This is a genomic window from Hahella sp. NBU794 (assembly GCF_050749805.1).
In the GTDB taxonomy this organism is placed as follows: Bacteria; Pseudomonadota; Gammaproteobacteria; order Pseudomonadales; family Oleiphilaceae; genus Hahella.
The window spans coordinates 5,108,887-5,134,261 of record NZ_CP192738.1; the positions used below are offsets into that span (position 1 = coordinate 5,108,887).

21 protein-coding genes are annotated in these 25,375 nt (G+C 53.4%); 12 read left to right on the forward strand and 9 right to left on the reverse strand.

The genetic code is table 11. The features are described from left to right. The first annotated feature begins 241 nt into the window (after window positions 1–241). Together ACQYWX_RS22290 and ACQYWX_RS22295 are read left to right on the forward strand one after the other, a co-directional pair. Complete coding sequence (locus tag ACQYWX_RS22290) at window positions 242–2,509, forward strand: DUF1631 domain-containing protein (protein ID WP_431686390.1); 2,268 nt, start codon at window positions 242–244, stop codon at window positions 2,507–2,509. A 102-nt stretch (window positions 2,510–2,611) separates the two neighbouring features. Beyond that, window positions 2,612–3,328: a hypothetical protein gene (locus tag ACQYWX_RS22295; RefSeq protein WP_431686391.1), complete on the forward strand. Its 717-nt coding sequence runs from the start codon at window positions 2,612–2,614 to the stop codon at window positions 3,326–3,328. 38 nt (window positions 3,329–3,366) lie between these two features. On the opposite strand, the gene grxD is transcribed toward ACQYWX_RS22295, so the two are convergent. Further along, entirely contained in the window at window positions 3,367–3,687 is a 321-nt protein-coding gene (grxD, locus tag ACQYWX_RS22300) for a Grx4 family monothiol glutaredoxin (RefSeq protein WP_127972779.1), read from the reverse strand. A gap of 351 nt (window positions 3,688–4,038) precedes the next feature. Between grxD and ACQYWX_RS22305 the strand changes: the two genes are divergently transcribed. The 5 genes from ACQYWX_RS22305 to ACQYWX_RS22325 all read left to right on the forward strand — a co-directional run bounded on the left by ACQYWX_RS22305 (window position 4,039) and on the right by ACQYWX_RS22325 (window position 10,534). Next, window positions 4,039–5,235, forward strand: a complete 1,197-nt coding sequence (locus tag ACQYWX_RS22305; protein WP_431686392.1) for an aspartate aminotransferase family protein — start codon at window positions 4,039–4,041, stop codon at window positions 5,233–5,235. A gap of 92 nt (window positions 5,236–5,327) precedes the next feature. Next, window positions 5,328–6,242, forward strand: a complete 915-nt coding sequence (gene argF / locus ACQYWX_RS22310; protein ID WP_216738513.1) for an ornithine carbamoyltransferase — start codon at window positions 5,328–5,330, stop codon at window positions 6,240–6,242. Between the two features lies 1 nt (window position 6,243). Further along, window positions 6,244–7,296 carry an ABC transporter ATP-binding protein gene (locus ACQYWX_RS22315; RefSeq protein ID WP_431686393.1) on the forward strand — a complete coding sequence of 351 codons (1,053 nt, stop codon included), beginning with the start codon at window positions 6,244–6,246 and terminating at the stop codon, window positions 7,294–7,296. Window positions 7,297–7,897: 601 nt separating this feature from the next. Further along, window positions 7,898–8,650: a hypothetical protein gene (locus ACQYWX_RS22320; RefSeq protein ID WP_279505031.1), complete on the forward strand. Its 753-nt coding sequence runs from the start codon at window positions 7,898–7,900 to the stop codon at window positions 8,648–8,650. 27 nt (window positions 8,651–8,677) lie between these two features. Further along, entirely contained in the window at window positions 8,678–10,534 is a 1,857-nt protein-coding gene (locus tag ACQYWX_RS22325; protein ID WP_216739580.1) for a carbohydrate binding domain-containing protein, read from the forward strand. Window positions 10,535–10,580: 46 nt separating this feature from the next. Here the strand turns inward: ACQYWX_RS22325 and ACQYWX_RS22330 are convergent, their stop codons facing one another. Further along, complete coding sequence (locus ACQYWX_RS22330; protein ID WP_431686394.1) at window positions 10,581–12,149, reverse strand: ATP-binding protein; 1,569 nt, start codon at window positions 12,147–12,149, stop codon at window positions 10,581–10,583. 20 nt (window positions 12,150–12,169) lie between these two features. Then, the gene (locus ACQYWX_RS22335) at window positions 12,170–12,907 is read right to left on the reverse strand and encodes a response regulator (protein WP_127972786.1); all 738 of its coding nucleotides are present in this window, start codon (window positions 12,905–12,907) and stop codon (window positions 12,170–12,172) included. Window positions 12,908–13,201: 294 nt separating this feature from the next. Between ACQYWX_RS22335 and ACQYWX_RS22340 the strand changes: the two genes are divergently transcribed. Then, window positions 13,202–13,975, forward strand: coding sequence for a GNAT family N-acetyltransferase (locus ACQYWX_RS22340; protein ID WP_216739582.1), 774 nt, complete (start codon window positions 13,202–13,204; stop codon window positions 13,973–13,975). Window positions 13,976–14,007: 32 nt separating this feature from the next. After that, window positions 14,008–14,802 carry a lysophospholipid acyltransferase family protein gene (locus ACQYWX_RS22345; RefSeq protein WP_431686395.1) on the forward strand — a complete coding sequence of 265 codons (795 nt, stop codon included), beginning with the start codon at window positions 14,008–14,010 and terminating at the stop codon, window positions 14,800–14,802. On the opposite strand, the gene ACQYWX_RS22350 is transcribed toward ACQYWX_RS22345, so the two are convergent. The 6 genes from ACQYWX_RS22350 to ACQYWX_RS22375 form a co-directional block, all read right to left on the reverse strand. Continuing rightward, window positions 14,782–15,237, reverse strand: coding sequence for an FKBP-type peptidyl-prolyl cis-trans isomerase (locus ACQYWX_RS22350; RefSeq protein ID WP_431686396.1), 456 nt, complete (start codon window positions 15,235–15,237; stop codon window positions 14,782–14,784). The genes ACQYWX_RS22345 and ACQYWX_RS22350 overlap by 21 nt on opposite strands. 105 nt (window positions 15,238–15,342) lie before the next feature. Next, window positions 15,343–17,514, reverse strand: coding sequence for an acetyl-CoA hydrolase/transferase C-terminal domain-containing protein (locus ACQYWX_RS22355; RefSeq protein WP_431686397.1), 2,172 nt, complete (start codon window positions 17,512–17,514; stop codon window positions 15,343–15,345). A 300-nt stretch (window positions 17,515–17,814) separates the two neighbouring features. Further along, window positions 17,815–19,356: a methyl-accepting chemotaxis protein gene (locus ACQYWX_RS22360; protein ID WP_279505041.1), complete on the reverse strand. Its 1,542-nt coding sequence runs from the start codon at window positions 19,354–19,356 to the stop codon at window positions 17,815–17,817. 334 nt (window positions 19,357–19,690) lie between these two features. Beyond that, complete coding sequence (locus ACQYWX_RS22365) at window positions 19,691–20,011, reverse strand: hypothetical protein (RefSeq protein ID WP_216739587.1); 321 nt, start codon at window positions 20,009–20,011, stop codon at window positions 19,691–19,693. Window positions 20,012–20,172: 161 nt separating this feature from the next. Further along, window positions 20,173–21,333, reverse strand: a complete 1,161-nt coding sequence (locus ACQYWX_RS22370; RefSeq protein WP_279505044.1) for an alpha/beta fold hydrolase — start codon at window positions 21,331–21,333, stop codon at window positions 20,173–20,175. Window positions 21,334–21,418: 85 nt separating this feature from the next. Then, window positions 21,419–22,456: an NADP(H)-dependent aldo-keto reductase gene (locus ACQYWX_RS22375; protein WP_431686398.1), complete on the reverse strand. Its 1,038-nt coding sequence runs from the start codon at window positions 22,454–22,456 to the stop codon at window positions 21,419–21,421. A gap of 188 nt (window positions 22,457–22,644) precedes the next feature. Here ACQYWX_RS22375 and ACQYWX_RS22380 point away from each other — a divergent pair, with 188 nt between their 5' ends. The 3 genes from ACQYWX_RS22380 to minC all read left to right on the forward strand — a co-directional run bounded on the left by ACQYWX_RS22380 (window position 22,645) and on the right by minC (window position 25,322). Continuing rightward, on the forward strand, window positions 22,645–23,892 hold the full coding sequence (locus ACQYWX_RS22380) for a glycosyltransferase family 4 protein (RefSeq protein ID WP_279505046.1): 1,248 nt from the start codon (window positions 22,645–22,647) through the stop codon (window positions 23,890–23,892). Further along, window positions 23,852–24,379, forward strand: a complete 528-nt coding sequence (locus ACQYWX_RS22385; protein ID WP_431686399.1) for a phosphatase PAP2 family protein — start codon at window positions 23,852–23,854, stop codon at window positions 24,377–24,379. The genes ACQYWX_RS22380 and ACQYWX_RS22385 overlap by 41 nt, the downstream gene beginning before the upstream one ends. A gap of 244 nt (window positions 24,380–24,623) precedes the next feature. Next, window positions 24,624–25,322 carry a septum site-determining protein MinC gene (gene minC / locus ACQYWX_RS22390; RefSeq protein WP_431686400.1) on the forward strand — a complete coding sequence of 233 codons (699 nt, stop codon included), beginning with the start codon at window positions 24,624–24,626 and terminating at the stop codon, window positions 25,320–25,322. The last annotated feature ends 53 nt before the right edge of the window (window positions 25,323–25,375 follow it).

Consider the following 25,375-nt stretch of genomic DNA (forward strand, 5'->3'; position numbering starts at 1 on the left):
TCAACGCCCTTACCTATGCGGTCGACTTCAGGGGCGACCGCATAGAATTGACTAAAACGGTGCAATACAGCCTAAGATGGCAAGACCGTTTTAGTAACTTATGGTAGATTTTTGTATATAAAGCCGTAAAATAGACGGCAATTATTATAACGACTCACCGCCAAACTCATACCCAAAAAAATAACAATATCTGTTGTCAGCTTGTTTTTGACGCCCCATTTGGGTGCAACAGGAGAAGTTTATGAATAAGGGGAGCGGTGTAAGTTACATTCGCGAGCGCGTGAAGGCTCACCCAAAGCCCGCGGATGAGCAGTTGCTTACGCGTATTCGCGATCACTCCATCTCAATGCTCCTTAACTTCCTCAACAGCATGTTCGATGGTGTTGATGATTCTTTCTTTGAACTAGCGAATCACGCTCATACAAATAATGAGCAAAATCGCTATTTCGAAGCCATGCGTGAGATCCGGATAAAACGGAAGGGGATAGAAAACCACTTCCAGCAGGAACTCGCACGCCTGTTCAATCAGCCGCCCTCCCAGCATAAGTCCAGCGAGACATTGTCCGACAATGTTGATGTTGATGTACTGAGCCTGGTGCAGAACGACGCCCTGGAAGAGTCCGTCGCGATTAACAGCATGATCAGCAAGGCAAGAGCTAACTTCTCCGGCTCGCTATTGCAGTTTCAGACTCGCGTATCCAGTGTGTATGGCGAAACCAATGAAGAAAATGCGGTCAACCCATTAGACCCTGAGCATATCTGCAAGGCGTTTTCCGACGCCTGTATTGGTCTTGATATCGAAATAAAAGAAAAACTGATCGTTTATAAGCAATTCGACCGCTACGTAATGGGCAACTTGGTCGAGAGTCTTGAAGAGGCCAACAAAATAATGATTCAGGCAGGTGTTATGCCTAACCTGAAATATACAGCCAAAAAGTCCCGCGTCACCCCTCGGTCAACTTCCGACGTTTCCGCACGCCCCCTGGAAGCGCAAAGCGATGCAAACAGTCATGACGGCGCAGGCGATGTTTTTAGTCAAGTACAAGAGCTACTGTCCGCGCTCAGGAACACGCCATCAGACTCTTCTGAGCAGCAACAAGGCGCAAACGTTGGAGCTGGAGCCGGAGGACGACAAGCCCCGCCCCCAGGAAACGTGCAATTCATTGCAGACGCCGACTTACTTTCAATCCTATCCCGTTTGCAGCATAGCGTTCGCACTGAGAATCTGGCGGAAGGGCCCGTCGTAGCGTTAGATCTGCGCTCAGCGGTACAAGGATTGTTGACCGAAGAAAGCCAAAAGTCAGGCAAGGCGACAGCACTTGATCAAGTTGATGAAGACCTCATCAACCTAGTCTCCATGCTTTTCGAGTTCATCCTTGATGACTACAACCTGTCGGCTCCGATTCAGGTCCTAATTAGTCGCCTGCAAATTCCTATTCTCAAAGTCGCAATCAGAGACAAAAGTTTTTTTAGCAAGCCATCTCACCCTGCCCGCAAGCTATTAAACGCACTGGCGAAAGCAGGCATTGGCTGGAGTGACGCATCAGAGAAAAAACGCGACAAGCTCTACGAACAAATCCACCGCGCCGTTCAGCGCATCCTTGAGGAGTTCAACGGCGAAAGCGAGCTTTTCGAAGAGATATACCAAGAGTTCTCTCAATATTTAAGCCGCGAAGAACGAAAGGCCAAGCTGGTTGAGCAGCGAACCAAAGAAGCGGAAATTGGCCGCGTCAAGTCCCATAAAGCCCATCAGGTGGTAGAACAGATTCTCAGCGAGAAAATCGCTGCGCAACCTCTCCCACCTGTTGCCGTTGAACTACTTCGCGGCGGGTGGAGCCGCGTTATGTTCCTGGCTTACTTAAAAGAAGACACGGAACATCGCCTGAATCAGTGCACCAAAGTGGTGGACGAACTGACTTGGTGCTTACAGCCCCATGCCGAAGTTGAAGCCAGACAGCGCTGGGTTAAAGTTGTTCCCCAGTTACTCAAAAACCTCAAAGCTGGCTTGAAAGAGGTTTCCTACAACTCAGCCAAGCTTGAGCACATGCTGGGAGAACTGAAGAAGGCGCTGACAGAAACCTTCAAGCAACAGTCTATAACCAGCGCACAGAATGACGCACCCAAGCCGCCCGTATCGGTCCCAGTAGTCATAGAACAAAAACTCACTCCTGCCGCAAAAACAGCGGTAGAACGTCAGAGCGAGTACGAAGACGCTGCACTGGCGGAATATCTCGCCAAAGTGGATGAGATGGAGTGTGGAGCCTGGATTGAGTTTTCTCTGGTAAATGGCGCTCGCTTCAGATGCAAGCTGTCCACAAAGATCGAGGACTCCGACACCTACATATTCGTTAACCGCCTAGGACTGAAAGTCGTCGAGAAGACCCGAGGCGAACTGGCTCACGAATTACGTAAAGGGCGTATCAAAGCGCTGGAAGAAGGCCTCCTGTTCGACAGGGCGATGGATGCCGTTATTGGCAACCTGAGAAAGATGTCAGGCAAGGCGGCGTGAGGCGGAATAGGACTACCCGCTTCACATAACTGACGGAAACTCATTTCTACCGCCCTGGGAAATAAGTTAAATTCACTGCAGACCTCAAGTTCGATGTATTTTATGTCTGACAGTGAATTTAACGGCGCGCGCGCCACCAACGCTATTTTCTTCTCCATCCTCGCTCACGCAGGCATACTCTTTCTACTATATTCCATCCAGCTTCCACCAAAAGAAAACTCAACAATTACAGTCACTCTCAGCGCACGAGCGCCCGCCGCCCCAGAAGCTCAAAGTAATAACAAACCTACACATGCCGAAGCGCCAAAGGACATTGTCGACGACACGCCTCCATGGAAAAGCGCACAACAAGACACCTTCTCGGGAATACCTCGCAGCAATGCAAATCGCACTAACCCGAACTGGGTGAGCGACCTGTTTAAAGGCGAACCGCTCTCTGGCGACAAAAAACCCAATAAACCAGAAAACAAAGCATATGAGATGGACGCATCCATCCTGGAGCTATTGAAAAGCCAGCCATCAACACACTCGACTTTTTGGCCATACCTCGTGCGCCACTTGGCGCAAAATCGCCTCTACAACAATCAATATGAATATAGCGACCTCACAGAGCCCCGCATGGTCGTGCTCAAGTTGCAGTTTCAAGAAACAGGAATGCTAGTTAAAGCGGAGGTAGAGAGAAGTAGTGGGGACGAGAAGCTGGACGCTGCGGCGATTCGCAGCGCATACGCCGCCAACCCCTATCAACGCCCACCTTCTACAGACAGCGTATTTGGATACAGTTATCTAGTGCAGATCCTGTACACCCCTGCCAGCTAAGCTATAGCTGCAGGTCCAAAGCCGCATATTTGAAATGGTTATTCTGCGACTGCAGCGCCTTTCACCATTCCCTGCAATTCGCCAGATTCGTACAACTCAGTGACGATATCGCACCCGCCTACCAACTCGCCTTTAATATAAAGCTGAGGATAGGTCGGCCAGTTAGAGTAGGTTTTCAACGCTTCACGAATTTCTGGATGCTCCAGAATATTCACATAAGCAAATTTCTCACCGCAGGCCATCAACGCCTGAACAGTACGAGCGGAGAATCCGCACTGAGGAGCATTGGGCGACCCCTTCATAAAAAGAATGACAGGGTTGCTGGTCAATTGCTCTTTGATAACTTCGATGACATCCATAAACCTAACCTTTAATAACAGTCATTGAGTGATTGGTTGACTATTTTACTATGTTTTTATGCGCTAGCGATGACGATTTAAACAGGCATCGACATAGAGCGCAAAAAATAAGGCTCTTCGCCCCTTCTGGAGCGGAAGTATACGCGAAAAGAGACGCTTCTTCAGGGGCAAATAATCATCTGTTAACCAGGAAATTTGAGCCAGATCAGCGCCTCCCTGGGCTTCGTTGCCATGTGTAACAATTATCTATACTATAGCTGTTGGAACAGGCAGCCGGGGCTGCCTTTTTGCGTTATATAGGGTTTTCAACCATATATAGAGTTTAAGGTTGTATATAAGAGGACGAAGAAAATGGCCGGTCCAACCCTGATGAATACTTATGGCAGACTGCCCATCGCCTTTACGCATGGAGAAGGTTGCTGGTTATACGATACTCAAGGCAACCGCTATTTTGACTCAGTAACCGGAATCGCCGTATGTGGACTGGGTCATGCGCACCCTGCCGTTTCCGAAGCGGTTTGCAGCCAATCCAAGAAGCTTTTGCACTGCTCCAATCTTTATCAGGTTCCTCTACAGCAACAACTGGGCGATCTATTGTGCCAAGTCGCCGGTATGGACAGTGCCTTCTTTTGCAACTCCGGCGCCGAAGCCAACGAAGCCGCCATCAAGCTTGCCCGTCTATACGGCAAAAAGAAGGGCATTGAATCCCCCTCAATTATCGTCATGGATCACTCTTTCCACGGCCGCACTCTCGCGACATTGAGCGCAACCGGCAACCGCAAAGTTCAGGCCGGATTTGAGCCATTGGTGTCAGGCTTCGTTAGAGCACCATACAACGATATGAAAACCCTGGAGAATATCGCCCGCGCCAACAATAATATTGTCGCGGTAATGATGGAGCCTATCCAGGGCGAAGGCGGCGTTAACATCGCGCCAGTAGAATATCTCCATGCAGTAAGAAAACTGTGTGACTCCAAAGGCTGGCTGCTGATGCTGGATGAAGTGCAAACCGGCAACGGCCGCACTGGCGCTTACTTCGCTTACCAGGACTATGGCATCGCTCCCGATGTCGTAACAACAGCCAAAGGCCTGGGCAATGGCGTGCCTATTGGCGCCTGCCTGGCCAAAGGCGTCGCTTCCGAAGTGTTCCATCCCGGTTCTCATGGCTCGACATTTGGCGGCAATCCACTTGCTTGCGCAGCGGCGATGGCGGTCATCAAGACGATTCAAAGCAACAATTTGACCGAAAGAGCCCGCACTCTTGGCGAGCAAATCCTCAGCAAGCTGAAGCAGGAATTCGGTGGCGCCGAATATATCAAGGACATTCGCGGCAAGGGCTTGATGATCGGCATAGAAATGACTGAGCCCTGCCCCGAATTAGTTCCCCTGGCGCAAACAGTGGGACTTCTGATCAATGTCACGTCTGATCGCGTTATCCGTTTGTTGCCTGCTCTGACCATGACGGACGTTGAAGCCGAACATCTAGTAACGACACTGGTGCGACTGATCAAGCTCTACGCAGCGGACGATCGAAAAAAACCAAGGTAGGTTTATAGCCGTGCATACTGAAAGGCGACCGCCGTCGTCTTTCATTCCTTCTATATTTGACTTAAACCTACTGAAATGGCGAGTAACGCACCATGAGCATCAGACATTTTCTGACATTGTGTGACTTTTCCCCGGCTGAACTGGAATATCTGATTGAGCGGGCCATCCAGCTTAAAGCCAAGCATAAAAGCAAACAGGCCTATACGCCGATGCAAGGCCAGGTTCTGGGTATGATTTTTGAGAAGTCCTCCACTCGTACTCGCGTCTCTTTTGAGGCGGGAGCGGCGCAGTTGGGCGGCTCAGCCATATTTCTTTCGCCCCGCGATACACAGCTGGGCCGCGGAGAACCTATTGAGGATAGCGCTCGGGTTCTGTCGCGCATGGTCGACATCATCATGATTCGCACCTTTGAACACAGCAAACTTGAACTCTTCGCCAAGTATTCCTCTGCACCGGTCATTAATGCACTGACTGACGACTACCACCCCTGCCAGCTTCTCGCAGACATACAGACCTATGTCGAACACAGAGGCTCTATCCGAGGCAGGAAAGTCGCCTGGATTGGCGACGGCAACAATATGTGCAACTCATACATCAACGCAGCGCGCCAATTCGGATTTGAGCTGGCGGTCGCCTGCCCTGAAGGATATGAGCCCATGCAGTCGCTAGTAGAGCAGAACGCGGACCGGGTAAAAATATTCCGTAACCCGTCTGACGCTGTCGCAGGCGCCCACTTGGTCGTTACCGACGTATGGGCCTCCATGGGACAAGAGCAAGAGCAGGCAGAGCGGGAAAAGGCTTTCTCCCAATTCCAGGTTTCCCCTGAGCTAATGAATAAAGCCGCGCCCGATGCGTTGTTCATGCATTGTTTACCCGCACACCGAGGCGAGGAAATCAGCACAGACATGCTTGACGACCAACGCTCCGTTGTCTGGGATGAAGCAGAGAACCGCCTGCATGCGCAAAAGGCCCTTATGGAATTCCTGCTCTACGGCAAGCAGGTTTAACATGGCGGCGAGCGCTCCTCTGCTGGAGGCCAAAGACCTCAGCTGCGGCTATGGTGATCAGGCTGTCGTATCTCATCTGTCTTTTCAGCTCAACAAAGGCGAAATAGCCAGCTTGCTAGGCCCCAGCGGCTGCGGCAAGACGACTGTTCTGCGTGTGTTGGCGGGTTTTCAGCCCGTCTTTGCGGGAGAGGTGAGAGTAAATGGCGCTCCCGTTTCTACGCCATCCGCCACTGTGCCGACGGAGAAACGCCAAGTCGGCATGGTATTCCAGGATTATGCGCTCTTCCCTCACTTAAGCGTCGCCGCAAATATTAGGTTTGGCCTGCATAATCGCAGTGCGACGGAAGCAGACGCAAAGCTGAAAGACATGCTGGAGCTTACCGGTATGACAGCTTACGCGAATGCTTACCCTCACCAACTTTCTGGAGGCCAGCAGCAACGCGTCGCCTTAGCTCGCGCACTTGCGCCAGACCCAGTGCTGCTGCTAATGGACGAGCCTTTCTCCAATCTGGATGCAGAACTTCGCTCGCGCCTTAGCCTGGACGTCAGGGAAATACTCAAAAAGCGGGACATCACCGCAATTTTGGTGACCCACGACCAAAACGAAGCCTTCGCCATGGCTGATCACGTTGGCATTTTGCACGGAGGAGGCTTACAGCAGTGGGATACCCCCTATAACCTGTATCATGAGCCCGCCAACCGCTTTGTCGCCAACTTTATCGGCCGCGGAGCCTTACTACCCGGCGTATTGGCCACCCACGACAGCGTTGAAACGGAGCTTGGCGTCATTCGCGGCAACAGGGCCTACCCCTGGAATCCGCAACAGGCTGTCGAAGTATTGATCCGTCCTGACGACTTGGTATTCGACGATACCTCCCCTCAAAAGGCCAAAATTATCGATAAGATATTTGCTGGCTCCTCAACCCTCTATCGACTCCTCCTCAGCTCTGGCCGCAAACTGGAAGCGCTGACGCCCAGCCACCAGGATTTCCCCATTGATGCGGAAGTCGCCATTCGCCTGAAAGCAGAACATTTAATCGCGTTTAAAAAATAAAGGCGCAGCTGAAGTCTGAAGTCTGAAGTCTGAAGTCTGAAGTCTGAAGTCTGAAGTCTGAAGTCTGAAGTCTGAAGTCTGAAGTCTGAAGTCTGAAGTCTGAAGTCTGAAGTCTGAAGTCTGAAGTCTGAAGTCTGAAGTCTGAAGTCTGAAGTCTGAAGTCTGAAGTCTGAAGTCTGAAGTCTGAAAGGGGGGCAAAAAAAGAGGGGCTAAAATAGCCCCACAATGAAACAAGGAAAGTTCGATAGAACTACAACCTCAAAGAGTCATCCCTTACGAGACGAATTATGAATTTCTCCCGCCTTCGTGTCTGTTAGAGAAGTGTCGCCTTATGTAACAAATGGTAAGCAAAAAGGCCTAACTCCTTATTTTTACATCACCTAAATCCGCCCACTCTAAAACCCAAATTTTTACGCCCTCAAAAATCCTGACCAAGTAGACAAGCCAAAGTAAGCCATTAGTCCAACGCCCATTTGCACGATTGAGGCGTCGGCGCCATTTGGCTAAATTTTCGGACCGCCCGGTAAGATCGCTCGTTTATGGATGAATGTGAGCGGAATGTTAACTGTTCTATTCCAAACACAGTCAGAAAGGAACGCAAATGAAGAAGCCACTGATCCTGGGCGCAGCCGGTCTGGTCGCCTTGGCGTCGGTCGTGGGAATACTTCGTTATTCCGACGGTCCCAAGCCAAGCCCCGACACGCCAGCCGCTTCCAATGAAGCACAACCTGGAGGCGCGGCCCCCGCTGCCGCATTCAGCTCTCCGGCGCCGCTTGACGCCCAATCTCAGACCACCACGTCACAGCCGCCCGCCAGCACGGCGACGCAGGCTGATGCGGATTTTTCCGCCGACGGACCTCCACCTGAACCGGTAAATGATGAGCTGGACGCTAACGACTCCAACGAAGTCATGTCCATGTGGAGCGCTCCAGGAGACGCTGAAGATGTTGTTGTGAACGGCATCCCCGCCAAAAGGATGCACGCCAATATGGAAGCGCTGGATAAGCTGCGCGTGGGACGGCAGTTGGAACTGCCTATCCCGCAAAGAAATGAGTCGCTGCTTGCGGAAATCACTTCCACACACAATCAGCTAGACACCATAGAAGTCTGGAAAGGCCCGCTGGTCGGCGGAGCTCCGACAGATAACGTCATCATCACACGCGGAGAGATGGACACGCATGTAGTCATCGCCACCCGCACCGGCACTTATTCCGCTGTTATTAATAACGACACCGGACAGGTCACCCTCACCGACGAAGGCGAAATAAACAGCCGGATCACCCCAACTGACGACGGTGTGCCGATTCCACCTCTGGATCTGCCAACGCCCGAGCAGCCTCAAAGCAACTCATAAAATATAAATGAAAAAAGGAAAACTATAATGAATTTTAGTAAAGCCGCCGCCCTTATGTTCGCCGCCAGCGTCGGAGCCGGCTCCGCGCATGCGAAGAACACCGTAGACGTACTGGTTCTGTACATTGACCAAGCGACACAGACCTCCAATGGTCGCGATATCGACGCCCGTATTGCGTCCTATATCGAGTACAGCAACCAAGCCTACGAGAACAGTAATGTTGATATGCGTCTGCGCCTTGTAGGCGCGGAAAAGATCAATTCAAACTATGTTTATGTAAACAGCTCCAACCTGGATTCCTTCAGCCGCAACAACACTGTCGCCTCACTGCGCCAGAAGTACGGCGCTGACCTTGTAACCCTGATCAACCTGCGCGAGCCTATGAATGGCGGGTATGTGTGCGGTATCGGTTATGTTCCACCGGGTAACTCCAGCTCAGGTCAGCTTTACAGCAACGCCGCTTCAGCCGGCTTCAGCCTGGTCGGCGTAGATTGCGGATACAGCACTTTCACTCACGAACTCGGCCATAACATGAGTCTTGGCCACTCTGCCGTTCAAAACTCGCAAGGCGGCATCTGGTCCTGGGCCCGCGGCCACGGCGTGTACGGCTCATTCAGCACCATCATGGCCTATCCTCAGGCCTACAATACTCGTAACCAGCTGCAAATGATGTCCAACCCGGACCTCAACAAATGTGAAGGCCAGGCTTGTGGCGTCAGCGCGGGACAGAGCAACGGCGCCGATGCGGCGCAGAACCTGCGCAAGATTGGCGACCAGATCGCAGCTTTCTTCCCCACGAAGATCGACGACGGTGGAGATGGCGACGATAACGGAGACGACAACGGCGGCGATGACAATGGTGGAGATGACGGCGGCGACAATGGAGATAACGGCGACGACACCACCGTATGCAGCAAGCCAGAGTTGAACGACAATCTGGTGGAAGACGGCGACTTCAATGAGCTGTCCAGCTGGACCAGCTACAGCAACGCTGGCGACTTGGGACAGGCTTACTTCAAGAAAGACTGCGGCCGTGATTATATTCTGGAAATCACCAATCGCTCAGCCTACTACGCTGGCGCTTACCAGAAGCTGACCGGCAAACTGAAGGCTGGCGTTGAATATAAACTAACCGCCAAACTCGGCCTGGGTGAAAATGGCAGTCGCGAGAATATGCGCGTCGTATTCAAAGTTTCCGACGACAGCGGCACGCACTATCAATACCTCTCCCGCGCCTCTTTCACCAACAGCGAAATGTCCAAGTATGAACGCACCTTTACGCTGGACGCCAAAGGCTCCATCCGTGAGGTAGGCATGTTGATTTACGGCGCTAGCGCTGGCGTAGACATGCTGGTTGACGAAGTGAAGATTGCTCCTCTCAACCGCGACGGAGACGATGGCGATGACAACGGCGGCGACACCAGCAATCCCGGCGGCAAAGAAATCATCAATGAAGGCTTTGAAAATGGGACTCGCGGCTGGAGCAACTACTTCGGAACCAAACTTTACCTGAGCGACACAGCCGCTTCCGGTAAGTACAGCCTGCTCAGCAACTATCGCTACCGCTGGTACTCCGGCCCTGGATTCAACGCACACGGCCTGTTGGAAGCCGGTAAGTCCTATCAGGTCAGCGCTGACGTTTATCTGACCAGCAGCCGTCGCTCATCCGATAAGGCAGAACTGTGGGTCTACTACGTTGATAACTCCGGTGGTCATTGGAAGAAGCTGGGCGGCCAGGATATCGCCACCTCACAATGGCAGAATATCAGCGGTGAGTTGAACCTTTCTCCGAACGGGACCATCTCTCAGCTGCGTCTGCATGTGATTGGCGCACAGCCTTCCACCAGCATGTACATCGACAACCTGAAAGTAATCAGCAAATAAGGGAAGAGAGATAGACTTTAAAAGCGCAGCTCAAGCTGCGCTTTTTTTATGCCCCTTGTTTACGGGGCCAGACCAGACTGAACTTGGCGCCGCCAAGGTTTTCGCTGCGGCCGACAAAGGCTTGTCCGCCGTGCCAATATAGAATTCGTCGAACAATGGAAAGCCCCAGACCGTATCCGCCGGAGCTACGGGTGCGACTATCATCGAGCCTTGCGAAGGCCGTAAATACGCGTTCCCAATCCGCCTCAGGAATACCTGGCCCATCATCTTCAACATCAATACGGCAGGTTTCCTGGCCGAAGTTACAATGCACAACCACTTTCGACTTAGCATAGCGTGTTGCATTGCCCACCAAATTCTGCACTGAGCGATGGATGTAGCGGGGCTCGACTTCAGACACTTTCCAACGATCCGAACCTCGTACGAAGTCCGCGCTGATTTCCAGGTTTGGTTTAACAGAACTCTGCTCTCCCACCACCTGATTGACGATGTCTTTAACATTCGCTTCCTGGAAGTCCAGGATAGGCCCACCTTGCTCCAAGCGAGCGTAGGTGAGGATTTCATCAATTAGCTCGTTGAGTTCCTGTATATCCGAATCAATCCCTGACAACTGCTTGTGCAGGAATTGGTCTTCCGTGCTGTCTTCAATCATCTGCACGCCAAAACGAATGCGGGCGACCGGCGTACGCAATTCGTGCGACACCGCGTGAATCATTTCCCGCTGCACCGCGACGAGCCGCTGAATATGCTCCGCCATTCGATTAAATACCGTCCCCAGGCGTCCGACGGCGTCAAAGCGGTTGTCATCCACCCTGGCGTCTAACTCTCCTCGCGCAATACGACTGGCCACGGTTTCCAGCTTACGCAAGCGGCGCTCCAGTTTTTCCAGCAACAGATAAAGTGTGGCGCCGATACATACCAGCCCGGCGACAATCAGCGTCGTCAAGACCGGCCAGGCCCAGGGATTAAACGTCGGCACCGGGTCAATCTGCAAAATGAACTGTTTGTCGAACGACACCGCCAGCGCATCGCCTTTACGACCCTGTGACGGCAACGAAGTCCACCCTTCCTTCAGAAAACGTCCCTGAATATTGGCGGGCCACTCCGCAATCACGCTAAGCGGAACCAGGCTCGCTGACAGGTTAAAGGTCTTACCCAATTCCAACAGAGTATCTTCACGGGACTCTTTGGCCACGGCGCGAGTTTGTAGGGAGATCAAACGCGCCGCCCACAGAGCGCTTTCCAATGGCAGGTCGGCGAAATAGGCGCCCAGCATTTTATCTGGACCAGCTTGGGCGAAAGCATGTATGCCGGCGTTATTGGAAAGAACGATGGTTTGCCCGTAGGCCAGGCGCTCCCGCTCCAACCGACTGAACTCAAACTCCGCCGGAGCGAGCAAATCAAATGTCAGATCAGTAGTGGTGATGGATTTGAGGAATTCCAGCCGCTCTTCCGGCTGTTCTATGACCCAGTTGAATAGCGGCGCCACGCGTTGCTCTCGGTACTGCAGGTAGCGCACGGCGTTTATGGAGTGAAAAAGGCCCAGTGCTATAACTGCATATACGAGCAACGATAACGCTACGCCGCTGTATACGCGCAGAAAGACGTTATTCACAGTGAGCCCTGTTGTCCCGGTTAGGCTTCTTTGACGAAGAGATATCCTTTGCTACGCACCGTTTTGATTCGTCTGGGATGCACCGGATCGTCCCCAATCTTGGGTCGGATGCGGGAAACTCTGACGTCGATGGAGCGATCCTGTCCATCATATTCAATACCGCGCAGTGCGGTAAAAATCTCTTCCCGGCTGAGCACTCTGCCGGCGCTGCTGGCCAGCAACCACAACAAATCGAATTCCGCACTGGTCAAGTCGATACTTTGGTCTTCCAACCAGGCTTCGCGCATAGAGCGATCGATCACCAGGTTGTTGAACACCAGACGCACCGGACCGTCTCCAGACTGCTCGGCGACCGGCGATTCTGCGGCCGCTTCGCCCTGCTCCTTCACCCTGCGCAGCAACGCGCGGATTCTCGCCAGCAACACCCGCGGGCGCACCGGCTTACACATATAATCATCCGCACCCATTTCCAGGCCCAATACCTGGTCCAGGTCATCTGTACGCGCGGTCAGCATCAGAATGGGGCCGTTATAACTCGGCCGTACTTTGCGGCAAATGGAAAGACCGTCTTCGCCCGGCAGCATCAAGTCTAATACGACCAGATCGGGTTGCTCATTCTGAATTCGCTCAACAGCCTTACTGCCATTGGGCTCAACGGAGACCATCAAGCCATTCGATTCAAGATACTCTTTGGTAAGATCGGCCAAACGTTCATCATCTTCAACGATCAATATGCGCCAAGCTTCATTAGTATCCACGGTATCCGTATCTCTCACATTATAGATTTTGAGTCCCGTCCCTGCCCCTGTCGCCATCCTTTCCTGAATGGCCCCCAATAAAATTTAGAATTATTCGTGACTTATAGAAAAATAGCACTTTTATCCACATAAGTATAACCAGTCTTACAAAAATTACCCCTTTCTAAGTCAAGTGACTTAGCAAGTACACCAACGCTTACTTAAAAACAATTGTCATAAACCAGTAACTGCAACGTCACCCCCCTGTCACGTAATCGCCATAGTATCCGCCAAAACACTATAAAGAGAATTACTATGCACACATCAGGTCAGCGAGTCGTCTTAGCCAAGGCGGAATCAAAGAAAGCGGAGCTCTTCGTTCGCGTGGCGCAGCGTAGTGAAGAGGTGATCATGGCGCAGCAACTGCGCTACCGGATATTTACGGAAGAGTTCGGCGCCAATCTCCACAGCCCGGTTCCAGGACTGGACTGCGATAGTTTCGATCCTTTTTGCGATCACCTGTTGGTGAAAGACAACATCAGCGGACAAGTGGTCGCCACCACCCGCTTGCTTGCCGATGACAAAGCAAAACTGGCGGGCAGTTTCTATTCTGAAAGCGAGTTCGACCTTAGCGCTATTTGTCAGCTACCGGGGCGAAAACTGGAAATCGGCCGCACCTGCGTGCACCCCGCCTTCCGCAACGGCGCTACTCTGGCGTTGTTATGGTCCGGCATCGCCAAGTACGTCATTGACAATGAATTCGACTATCTATTGGGATGCGGCTCCATCAGCGTCATAGAGGGCACGGCGGAAGCCTGGTCTATCACGCGCCAGTTACAGGAGCGCTGCCTCACAGCGGAAAACGCCAGGGTCATTCCCAAGCGGACCTTACCCCAGCCTGTCGGCCCGGTTCCCAACAAGTCAGCAGTTCCCCCGTTGATCCGCGCTTACATGCGCCTGGGCGCCCAGATCGGCGGTGATCCATGCTGGGACCCTGACTTCCAGTGCGCTGATTTGTTTATTCTGTTGCACATCGATGCACTGGCGGCGCGCTACGCGAAGCATTTCATGAAAGAACCACAAGCCTGATCACTGCGCCTGACGCCCGGAGGAAGGACGCCATGAATTCAGTTCGCCTGTTTCTGAGAGCCTCGATTCTGATCCCTTATCTGATGTGGGGCGCGGTGCTCGCCGCAATTGTGGCGGTTATAGACGCCATCAAGCCCGGCAGGTTGCGGCGCGCGCCAATCGCTCGCTTCTGGCTGGCGGGTTTATGCCGGGTGCTGAACCTGCGTATTCACGCGTCCGGTGAACTCTATGACGGGCCGGTGATGGTGATCAGTAACCATATTTCCTGGCTGGATATTCCGGTCCTCGGCGCTATCAAGCCATTACACTTTCTGTCTAAAGCGGAGGTCAGAAGCTGGCCTTTCATTGGCTGGCTGGCGGCGCAGGCTGGCACCCTATTCATTACCCGGGGCGGCGGCAAAGCGCGGCAAGTGATGACGGAGCTGGAGTCCAGCATGCGTGACGGAGCCACAACCCTGATTTTCCCAGAAGGCACAACGACAGATGGCCAGCGGGTAAAAAAATTCCATGGCCGCCTATTGAATGCCGCCATTCGGGCGCAAGTTCCGATACAGCCCATTACCCTGCATTACAGACGGGACAATGTGCCAGATGCTTACGCGCCCTTTATCGGTGACGACGAATTCGTGTCGCATTTGGTAAGACTGATGAAAGCCACGCCGACAGATGTCTACGTGGCGATTCACCCGGTCATGGAAGTCGCAATGGATACGCCTGCGGAAAGCGTCGCCAGGACAGCTCAACAGCAGGTGGAGACATCGTTGCAGCAAATGTACTGGAGCAACGATCCCAAGCCTGACTGGGCGTTAGCCGACGGCGTAGCCTGATTTGATTTCGTCATCGGTCGCTTCCCGCACCGATCTGACGTGAACTTCGAAGTACAGGGTTAGTCCCGCCAGAGGATGGTTGGCGTCCACAAGCACTTTGTCTCCGTGGATGCTGACTACCTTGATTACTTTGCGCTCGGCTCCGGACTCAGTTTGAAACAGCATGCCTGGCTTTAACTCATAAACGCCTTCAAACTGATTGACCGGCACTAATTGCACCAGCTCTTCCTTCAGAGCGCCATAAGCCAGCTCGGGGGGTATCGTCAGCGACACGACATCGCCTGCGGTATGCTCCGCCAGCCCTTGCTCAAACCCTGGGGTCACCTGCCCCGCGCCTTGCATAAACACCAGAGGCTCACCGCCGAATGAGGTGTCCACCACCTCTCCTTCGGCGTTTTTCAGGTTGTAATCCACGGTAAAAACTTTCGGTCGCATAATTCTGTTCCGCAAAAGGGCGGGATTCTATCACGAAGCGCCTCGCCTGTTTTACGTGAGGCCGCTAATTTATGGCGCGGCGCTGGTTTAGACGCAACCCCCGCTTCAGCCAGCCATTTCCGCAATCAGCAGCTTTTGCTCCATGCGCTCTCTTATTTCCTGAGGTTGATCCAGCTTCATACGCTTGAGTATCGGCGCAAGCTCCAATGGCGTCTCCCGCACATGGAAGGCGCGCCACAGCGCCTGCGCCAAACCTAATTTGGTTGAGGTTTTCGCTTTCAATGCTTTCAGCGCTTTGCCTATCTTCAACTCTTCCTCGGTAAACTCACACCCGAACGGAAAAGCGGGGAACAAGCCCTTGGCGCTGTACTTTTGATGCAATGCGCGGAGTTTTTCCGGCGTATTGCTGCGATAGGCCTCCGGCAGAATGTAGTCCGCCGGCACTTTGCCCGCACGCTTCGCCTGCTGTAGCAACTCGTCCTGAAAGCGTGAATCCGCAACTTTGATCAGCTCGATATACACATCTTTATCCGGTTTGCCGCGCACGTCGGCAATACCGTATTCCGTCACGAAGATATCCCGCAAGTGACGGGGGATCGTCATATGCCCATAGTTGAAAATAATATTGGAGAGACTGCGTCCGCCGGAGTTACGCGTGGATTTCAGCTTGATGATGGAGCGCGCCTGCGGGATCTCATGCGCCATAGCGACAAAGTTATATTGCCCGCCAACGCCGCTCACCACCTTCCCGTTGCATAGCCCATCCGAGATCACCGCGCCGTTCAGCGTCACCATCATCGCCGAGTTGATAAAACGGGACTCGGCGCGCTGCGCTACCTTCAATGCTTGTACGCCAAACTTATGGTCATAAAGATGATTAATGAAGTTGACGCTGGTCATGCAAAACTTTTGATGCTCTTCGTCACTGAGCCCATGAAGCATGTCATAAAAGCGCTGTGGACCAAGGAAAAAGCCGCCATGCATGACAACCCCGCCCTTCAAACTCTCGCCCAGGCAGACCGCTTCGATTTTCGTACGCGCTTCCTGAGAGCTTAAATCCGGTTCGATCGGCTCCCCTTGCCAGACCAGCGCGCCGCCTTTGAACTCGACCTGGGGTTTGAAAATGCCGTACTTAATCAAATACTGCACATCCCGGGCGCGCAACTTGGCATGAATGACGTCCGCATCGACCAGCGCATCAAGGATGCGCAAATCCACCCTGGTGGAGATATCCCCCTGATTCAGCAGCTTTTGCAGAACCAGATCATCAAAGACTTCACGAGTGAGAATGCCAGCCTTGTAGAGATACATAAAACCATCGACCATCATCTCACTGCATCCATACAGTCCTTGGGACAAAGGATCATCGCCGCCAATAGCGTCAACGACAGGGAACTTGTTGCGCAAGTCCAGGTCTTGCATCAGCTCGCGATATACCTGATTCTGCTCCCTGCGCAGGATCGTGCTGTAAACCAGCGCGCTTCCCAATGATCCGATCCCCACCTGCAGCGTGCCGCCGTCACGAATCAGCGTACTGGCGTTGAAACCAATAAAATGATCGGCGGGGGATATAGCCATGTTAGGCGTCGCAAACAAGGGATGGTCGAAGTCCCGGCTGTCCACCACGAAATCAACCCGCTCCGGCTCCAACACTGCATGATTGTGCATGAAAGGCAGACGACGATTGACCATACCTACAATGGCGATCGGCGCTCCCTGCGCAGCGAGTTCGTGCAGCATGGGCTCCAGATCGATGGACAGATCCGGATTACAACTGAAGCTGTAGCAGGGCTTACCATCGATTTCGCGATAGGCCAACATCTGTAGCACCACATTAACGCCGTTAGCAATGAGATCTCTCGCGGCGTGGGTGTAATTGCTGCTCATGTAATTCTGTTGTTGCCGGGCATTGTTCAAATAGCTGCCGGCTTTGAAGAAGAACTCCGCCACCTCTACATTACGAGGCAGACTGTTGTTACGAAGGTCAAGCACGTAGTCCAGGTCCGGGACGCCGGCGAATTGCCGTTCGACGAAAGGCTCCAGGAAGTTACGTTCTAATTTACTGCGGCCAACCGGCTTCTCCAGAGACAGCGCAGTCACGATCTTTAAACTAAGACTGGCGTCATCTTTGGCCCGCTGGTAGATCGCATTCACCAGAGGAACAGGCTTGCCCAGACCAAGCGGCAGGCCAAGCACGATCTTATTCCCCACTCTTTCAATAATAGCGTCGACGCAATCGGACAACTTCCTGAAGGTCCGTGGACGTTCTTGACTCATAATCGCTGGTTCCTTTTGTTATTTTTCGCCAACCACAGTACGGCCGCATGCAATCCAACCCACCCCGCGGTCAGACGTCATAGACTTGACGTAGAAGACTATCGCTCTGGGAACGCTACATGGCATCAGGGATCGCCGCCGTGACTCACGCGCCCAGTATGTGAATGAACACTAGGAAATGACTTGACGATCGTCAATAGAGAATCAAACCGACCATAGGATAAATCCTAGCGCATAAAAAAAGCGGCGCTGTTGCGCCGCTTAGCGTAGCAATGTCGCATCCATGCGCGGTTATGAAAGTTAAATCTTGAATTGGCGCACCAGGTCGCGCAGACGTTTGGCGTCTGCGGAAGACTTCTTGTTCGCTTCGACGGTTTCTCCCGCCCGGACAACGGAGTCATCCGCCACTTTGGCGATATTGACCACGTTTTCGTTGATCTCTGATACCACCAGACTCTGTTCGTGGGCGGCTTCTGCAATGAACGTACTCATCTCCGTAATCTTGTCCACCGCCCCGGCGATGATTTCAATAGACTTGCCCGCCTCCTGAACCTGGGTGACGCCATGTTGCGCCTGGTCTTTCACCAGCCCCATGCCGGCTTTGACCTCCTCTGTGGAATGCTGTAAGCGCGCGATGATCTGCTGAATCTCGTCGGTAGACTCATGAGTGCGTTGCGCCAGGGTGCGCACTTCGTCCGCCACTACGGCGAATCCCCGCCCCTGTTCGCCAGCCCGCGCCGCCTCGATCGCCGCGTTAAGCGCCAGCAGGTTTGTCTGCTCGGAAACGCTTTTGATAACGTCAAGGACCGTACCGATGTTCTGGCCTTCCACCGCCAGCTTCTCCGTCACGTCCGTCGCATGGTCCACTTCTTTGGCCAGGCTTTGAATAACCGTGATGGCCTGCTGCACCACTTTCTCGCCCTGCTGCGCCGTTTCATCCGCCTTCTGCGTAGCCTCTGAAGCCTGCGCAGCGCTCTTGGCGACGCCATCGATCGCGGATGACATTTCCGTACTGGCGGTGGCCACCATATCTATTTGCTGCTGCTGGTTACTCATCTCCCTGGAGATTTCCTCCACCTTGTCACTGGACTCGGTGAAGCTGTGCAGCAGTTGATCCGATGTCTCCACCACCTGCCCGATAATGCCCTGTAGCTTTTCTATAAATATGTTGAACTGCTCGCCCAACGCTGCAAACTCGTCTTTACGCTTGAACTTCAGACGTTGCGTCAAATCTCCGTCGCCCTGCGCGATATCACTGATAGCGTGGGTGACGTTGCTCAAAGGCGTCAGCACCGTAGTTTTCAGCAGTAAAATCATGACCGCCGCCAAAATAGCGTCGAGCACAATAATCTGCACCACGGTTTTCATAAAGACCCGGTCCAACGCGACTTTCACCGGCGTCTGATCGATATAAAGCTCCACCTTGCCGACTTTGTTCTCTGCGCCGCTTTCCACGTAAATCAGGTCACGGGTCAGCACCATATCCTGACTCAGGTCAGGCAGATCCGCCCCTTCTTCAACTTTCTGGATTTCGCCTTCGCCACTTTCCTTATATTGGGCGGCCAACCTGTTTTCTTCGTTACTAACAACGATGCCGGCCACAATGGCGTCCTGCATTTCCGATTCGATGTTGCGGTTCAGGAATTCCGTTTCGTAGTTCCATATCGGAGCCGGCAGGCTCAGCGACAACCGTCCAAGTATGTTGTTCGCACTTTTTTCAAGTCTCGCCTGTACTTCGCTTTTCGTCGTCGAGTAATCGAAGTATCCGAAACCGATCAACATAAGCGTCGCCAGACTTAGAAACAGCAACGGCAAACGGACACTGATACTTGATAAATTCATCACACAGCCTCAAACCGGATCACATGACAGAAATTGGAGCGTGCGGAAAGATGTTTCAGGGTTATTCCAAGCTATCTCAGATAACGGCCTGATATATGTTGGGAAAGTTTTCCGCACGTACTTAATGAATAAGTCTATACCATGCTGTGTAATTCGCCATTTTACGCAGGACAAACAAGGCGCAGGCGAAGGAAAAAATTGTAAAAGGTCAAAAAACAGATAAGGAAGGAAAGAGAGTTTACTGAGAAGTCCGCGATGACAAGGATTAACGGAGGGATTTAGCGCCGGATTCGCGCCCTGACAAAGCCAGGAGCGCCCATTCGCAAGCAGTTACTCAGAAGTTCCAGGAAACAGAAACGCTTACGCCTTCTTCGATGGCGTCAAAATTATATTGAGGATGGGAAAGTACTTGACCGAAAGTTTGAGGGCGATGGCCCTGGGGTTCGACGTCTACAGCGCCTTTCAGAAACTGGTTCGCCAGTATCACCAGCGCCCGGCGTACGCAATCGCCAGCTCCGCCTTCACTGACTGCGCCCTGAGCGGTGTAGTTTTGATCCGCTGGCCATACTGCTTGAGCGGGCTCTGCAGCATCTACGCGGGAGACCTGACCGGCAACATTCAGAACCAGAAGAAGGGCGAATAGTCTTAACATCATGGCGCTGGTCTCCGGAAAACTACTTACAACTTACGGGTTCGTTTCTATGGTTCTAATACTACTGTATAAAATTTACCCGCGGCGTGACTAAGTTATCAAAAGCCATACTTTCGTCTGATTTTAGCCATAATTATGACAAAAAGTAGTCTTTGTCACGTTTTTTACGCCTGTGACGCTTTTTCGCCGGACCTTTGCGCCAGCCAATCGGCGCTTATCGCCCATACGTTTTGAGGCGCTTTCCCACCGGCGAACACGCCGGCATGGCCGCCGGGAGCGACACAGAACTCCTTGTCTTCCGTGGAAACAATGTCCAGCACCTTATGAGCGGCTTTGATGCTGACCAATTTATCCGCGTCGCCAGCGAACGCCAGAATCGAGCATTTGATAGCGGAGAACTCCGCAGACGTCGCCCCCATCTTCATGCGCCCCTTCGCCATCTGGTTCTGCAGACCCATCTTCACCAGCATCTCTTTAATGGTCTGCCCTGGATAGTCCACCATATCGTTGAACCACTGGCTCATGGTGGTGTGATTTTTGACGAACTCCCGATCCCACAGGTTCACCAGCAGCTCCAATGAACTGATCAGGCTGCCCATTGGGTTGGTGAGCTTGAACGCCAGGGAATTCACCCATCCGGGGATATGCAGAAAACGCGCAGGTAAATCCATCAGAGAGAAATTTAATACCCGGGAAATAATATTGGCGGGCCGATAGACCAATGACAGCACCCTGCCCGCCATACCGCTCTGATGCATGTCCACCGGGCTCGCCACGGTGACCAGATTGCGAATATTAGGATCTTGGCTCGCCGCTGCGTACATAAGCGTCAGCAGCCCGCCCATGCAGTAGGAGAAGAAAGAGACGTCTTCGCGGCCGCTATGCAGACGAATTTGCCGCAACGCGTCGGGCATCCACTGCGTCACATAGGTTTCCAGAGACAGGTGAGAATGATCTTCGGTCACTTCACCCCAGTCGATCAGGTAAACGTCAAAGCCTTTGGCCAGAAAGTAACGGACGATACTGCGTTGCGGCAAAATATCGAAAATCATCGACGTCGCCGCCAGAGGCGGAACCAGCACCAACGGCGTGTGTTGCTTCACTCTTTCGACAGGGATAGTTTCATCGCCGACCTGAATTTCGTCCTCTTCCAGTGGGAGATAGTGACGCACCGACATAATGCCGTCGCGATAGATCTCCTCATACGGACTCAGATTCGCAATGAAGAAGTTCTCGGAAAACAGATAGCGCTCAAGGGCGTTAAGAGCGCCCCACATTAGTTTTTCCGACCAGGCTGGGGCTTCCGCCTTTACATCCGCGACCATATTTTAGTGCTCTGTGCTGTTGTTATTGTATTTTCACCCGCTCATTCAGGCGGTTACGCCAACCTGAATGAGCGCAGCATACCTGTTAAGGGCATGGGAAAGTATAACGCTGATGCGCCTCTTCCAGATCCTGCAACACCTCGTTACTGAGCGTCAGGTTAGCGCTGTCGATATTAGAACGCAGCTGATCCATGCTGGTGGCGCCAATAATGTTGCTGGTGACGAAGGGTCGAGAAGTCACGAACGCCAGCGCCATTTGCGCCGGGTCCAGCCCATGCTTTTCCGCCACTTCCACGTAAGTTTGCGTCGCCAGTTCGGCTTGCGCTCCCAAGTAGCGGCTGAAACGGCTGAATAACGTAATACGCGCATTAGCGGGACGCTGACCGCCCAGATATTTACCACTGAGAATGCCAAAGGCCAGCGGTGAGTAGGCCAACAGCCCGATGCTCTCGCGGTGCGCCACTTCCGCCAGTCCGACTTCAAAGGTGCGATTCAATAAATTGTAGGGGTTTTGAATGCTCACCGCTCTGGGCAATCCAAGTGATTCAGCATAGCTGAGATACTTCATCGCCCCCCAGGGCGTCTCGTTGGAGAGTCCGATGTGCCGAACCTTGCCGCTTTTCACCAGCTCCGCCAGCGCTTCAAGGGTTTCAAGAATGGGGGTGGCGTCCTCTTCTTCTTTGTGCTCATAACCCAGCTTGCCAAAGAAGTTCGTGTTGCGGTCCGGCCAATGCACCTGATACAGATCCACATAATCGGTTTGCAAACGTTGAAGGCTGGCGTCGATGGCTTCGCTTATATGGGCGGCGGTCAATCGCGGCCCGCCGCGTAAATAACTGAATGAGGCGGCGGGACCGGTAACCTTGGTGGCGATAATCAATTTGTTACGGTCACTGCGTTTTTTCAACCAGGAACCAAGATAGGCCTCCGTGCGCCCTTGCGTATCCGCCTGAGGCGGCACCGGATACATCTCCGCCGTATCAATAAAGTTAATACCCTGATCTACGGAGTAATTCAGCTGCTCGTGCGCTTCCGCTTCCGTATTCTGTTGCCCCCAGGTCATCGTGCCCAGACAAATGGCGCTGACGTTCAGGTCCGTTTTTCCTAACTGACGGTATTGCATGGCATCCCCTTCTGAGTAGTCACATTAGCGGCGAACAGGCCCGCAGCCTGCAAAATATGGCGGTTGACCGCAAACCATAACGGTCGACTGCAAAAATGGCAATCGTCACAAATCTGCAATCTCCGATTAGTTTTTCTGTAACTTTGCGGGAGGAAGGTAGTCCTAGCCAAGCCATATTTGTGAGATGCATGATTTTAAAGCACAGCTTGCAGGACATTCAGGGACGAGCCGCTGAAGCGGAACGGGAACGTCCGCGCCCCAAAATAGCCATTGTGACCGAAACTTTCTTCCCCGAAATCAATGGCGTCGCCAATACGCTGCGCTACGTCAGCGAAGGATTATCCCGCCAATACCGGGTGCAGGTGGTGCGCCCCAATCAGCCTCTCGGAGAGAGGCGCGAGCTGATTGACGCCATGGAGCATATTCTGGTGCGCGGCCGTCCGATTCCTGGATACGGTGAGCTGAAGTTCGGCCTGCCCTGCCGCCGGCGCTTATTGAAAGCCTGGCGTCAGGACACGCCGAGCGCCGTTTATGTAGCGACTCAGGGTCCTTTGGGCTGGAGCGCGGTGAGCGCGGCTACTGAGTTGGGCGTGCCGGTGGTCAGCGGTTTTCACACCAACTTTCACAGCTACAGCGCCTTTTACGGATTCGGCTGGTTAACCAAACTCATCACCCGCTACCTGACTTGGTTTCATCACCGCACGCTGCTGACGCTGACGCCGACCCGGCAAACCGCCGAGGCAGTCTCCCAGATGGGAGTGCGCAACACCCGGGTCTGGAGCCGCGGCGTGGATTGCAGTCAGTTCAATCCCTCGCTTCGCTGTCAGCATCTGCGTGAGGAATGGGGAGTGCGCGAGGAAAGCCCTGTATTCATTTATGTGGGGCGTCTCGCCAGCGAGAAAAATATTCATCTCGCGATCGCCGCCTTCCGACGCGCCCAGCAACAGGTCAGCAAGGCGCGCATGGTGATGGTGGGCGGCGGCCCCTTGCGGGAACGCATCGCCGCCAAACATCCGGACATCATTCTGGCGGGCGTGAAACGCGGCGACGATCTGGCGCGCCACTACGCCAGCGCAGACATTTTTCTGTTTCCCAGCCTCACCGACACCTTCGGCAATGTCGTCCTAGAGGCGATGGCCAGCGGCCTGGGAATCGTCAGTTTCGACGACGCCGCCGCCCGAGAACACCTGGAACACGAAGTCAGCGGCATGTTGGCGCCACAACAGGACTGCGACGCGTTCTGCCGTCATGCCCTGACGTTGGCGCTGCGTCCGAGCCATCTCAAGCGCCTTCGCGCCGCTGCTCGCGGTCGCGCATTACCGTTGGATTGGAGTCAGATTGTCGATCGTTTCGCACACATTCTTTTGTCCGGAGAAGCTAAAGGGGAGCAACAACATGAATCAGCCAAGAGCCTCAGAGCTGTTTCGCCGAGCTGACGAGCTTGAGCAAAGCATCTGCCGCACCGCCATCGCCTGGGCCAGACGCCGTCGGCTCGCGCCGTTTTTCCGCACAGTAAGTCGCCTCGGCGACGGAGTGTTCTGGTACGCCCTGATCGGCGTCGTATGCATGTTTGAAGGCTGGGAAACCGGGCGCTTCATGATTGTCACCGCCCTCATCTGCACCGCGATCTATAAGCTACTCAAGCTATGGCTCGTGCGTGAACGTCCCTTCATCACCCATAACGACATTACTTGCGACGCCAAGGTGCTGGACAAATACAGCTTCCCCAGCGGCCACACTCTGCACGCGGTATGCTTCACTCTGCTGACGGCGGAAATCAGTCCCGTTCTGGCGTTGTGCGTGTTGCCTTTTACGCTTTGTGTCGCATTGTCTCGAGTCGTGCTTGGCCTGCATTATCCCAGCGACGTGCTGGTGGGCGCCGCCATCGGCTTTTCCATTGGGGCCACGGCATTGTCCGTATAGGCCTATAGAGCTAGAGAACAGGCTGTACAAAAACAAGCCTAGAGGGCATATGACAAATAATTAACCCGCTCTCCTACGGGAACGCGCTGGAATCGCCTTCCGCACGCGTTTATACCATGGACCCTGAGCGAACGATTAAAGTACAATCCCGGCAACGACAAAAAAACGATAGGGATTAACTTTTATTATGCCGCAGGCGACTGCCGACCTATTTTCGTCACCTTGCTTGCAGTTCAAGGGTAGCATGGTTCCCCTAACCACCCTGGAGCTGTTGTATTTCGAACCGGATAAATTCTCCGAAGAATTACGGGAAAAGGTGAAGCAAGCTCCCAACCTGTTTCATAACCTGCCTATCGTCGTTGGACTCGAAAAACTGGCTGAAGCCCACTCTCCTCTCGATTTCTCCTTGATTCAAACGCTTTGCGAACAAGAAGGCATTCGCCTGATCGGGGTGAGGACAGATGCGCCGGAACAGACTTCCGCCGCACAGACTGCCGGGCTGGCGGTGTTTCAACCGTCCCGAGGAACCCGAAACGCAGAGGCGGAAACGCCTGTGCAGGAGCCAACGCCCAGCGCCGCCACTGAGACCGGGCGAGATGAAGCGCCGCCTCAGCGTGTAGCCAATCGCGTCATCACCACGCCCGTCCGCTCAGGGCAACAGGTGTACGCCCCCGGCGGCGATCTGATCGTGTTGGCGCCGGTCAGCGCCGGCGCAGAAATTCTGGCCGACGGCAACATTCACGTCTACGCTCCATTACGTGGACGCGCGCTGGCTGGAGTGCAAGGGGACGCCAGCGCCCGCATATTCTGCCAGAGCCTGGAGGCTGAGCTTGTATCAGTAGCGGGGCAGTATAAAATCAGTGAAGACTTACAGGGCGAGCATTGGAAACAAGCGGCGCAAATATGCCTGGATGGGGAAAAGCTGACAATAAAGGCCATGTAGCGGCTGCAAAACAGGATCGACGGGTTGCTTTGGGAAAGAGCTTTATAATTTTC

What these genes read in the sequence shown, in the direction of transcription:
- ACQYWX_RS22290 (WP_431686390.1), top strand. Translation starts at nt 242, where the DNA reads ATGAATAAGGGGAGCGGTGTAAGTTACATTCGCGAGCGCGTGAAGGCT.
- ACQYWX_RS22295 (WP_431686391.1), top strand. Translation starts at nt 2,612, where the DNA reads ATGTCTGACAGTGAATTTAACGGCGCGCGCGCCACCAACGCTATTTTC.
- grxD (WP_127972779.1), bottom strand. Translation starts at nt 3,687, where the DNA reads ATGGATGTCATCGAAGTTATCAAAGAGCAATTGACCAGCAACCCTGTC.
- ACQYWX_RS22305 (WP_431686392.1), top strand. Translation starts at nt 4,039, where the DNA reads ATGGCCGGTCCAACCCTGATGAATACTTATGGCAGACTGCCCATCGCC.
- argF (WP_216738513.1), top strand. Translation starts at nt 5,328, where the DNA reads ATGAGCATCAGACATTTTCTGACATTGTGTGACTTTTCCCCGGCTGAA.
- ACQYWX_RS22315 (WP_431686393.1), top strand. Translation starts at nt 6,244, where the DNA reads ATGGCGGCGAGCGCTCCTCTGCTGGAGGCCAAAGACCTCAGCTGCGGC.
- ACQYWX_RS22320 (WP_279505031.1), top strand. Translation starts at nt 7,898, where the DNA reads ATGAAGAAGCCACTGATCCTGGGCGCAGCCGGTCTGGTCGCCTTGGCG.
- ACQYWX_RS22325 (WP_216739580.1), top strand. Translation starts at nt 8,678, where the DNA reads ATGAATTTTAGTAAAGCCGCCGCCCTTATGTTCGCCGCCAGCGTCGGA.
- ACQYWX_RS22340 (WP_216739582.1), top strand. Translation starts at nt 13,202, where the DNA reads ATGCACACATCAGGTCAGCGAGTCGTCTTAGCCAAGGCGGAATCAAAG.
- ACQYWX_RS22345 (WP_431686395.1), top strand. Translation starts at nt 14,008, where the DNA reads ATGAATTCAGTTCGCCTGTTTCTGAGAGCCTCGATTCTGATCCCTTAT.
- ACQYWX_RS22350 (WP_431686396.1), bottom strand. Translation starts at nt 15,237, where the DNA reads ATGCGACCGAAAGTTTTTACCGTGGATTACAACCTGAAAAACGCCGAA.
- ACQYWX_RS22355 (WP_431686397.1), bottom strand. Translation starts at nt 17,514, where the DNA reads ATGAGTCAAGAACGTCCACGGACCTTCAGGAAGTTGTCCGATTGCGTC.
- ACQYWX_RS22360 (WP_279505041.1), bottom strand. Translation starts at nt 19,356, where the DNA reads ATGAATTTATCAAGTATCAGTGTCCGTTTGCCGTTGCTGTTTCTAAGT.
- ACQYWX_RS22365 (WP_216739587.1), bottom strand. Translation starts at nt 20,011, where the DNA reads ATGATGTTAAGACTATTCGCCCTTCTTCTGGTTCTGAATGTTGCCGGT.
- ACQYWX_RS22370 (WP_279505044.1), bottom strand. Translation starts at nt 21,333, where the DNA reads ATGGTCGCGGATGTAAAGGCGGAAGCCCCAGCCTGGTCGGAAAAACTA.
- ACQYWX_RS22375 (WP_431686398.1), bottom strand. Translation starts at nt 22,456, where the DNA reads ATGCAATACCGTCAGTTAGGAAAAACGGACCTGAACGTCAGCGCCATT.
- ACQYWX_RS22380 (WP_279505046.1), top strand. Translation starts at nt 22,645, where the DNA reads ATGATTTTAAAGCACAGCTTGCAGGACATTCAGGGACGAGCCGCTGAA.
- ACQYWX_RS22385 (WP_431686399.1), top strand. Translation starts at nt 23,852, where the DNA reads ATGAATCAGCCAAGAGCCTCAGAGCTGTTTCGCCGAGCTGACGAGCTT.
- minC (WP_431686400.1), top strand. Translation starts at nt 24,624, where the DNA reads ATGGTTCCCCTAACCACCCTGGAGCTGTTGTATTTCGAACCGGATAAA.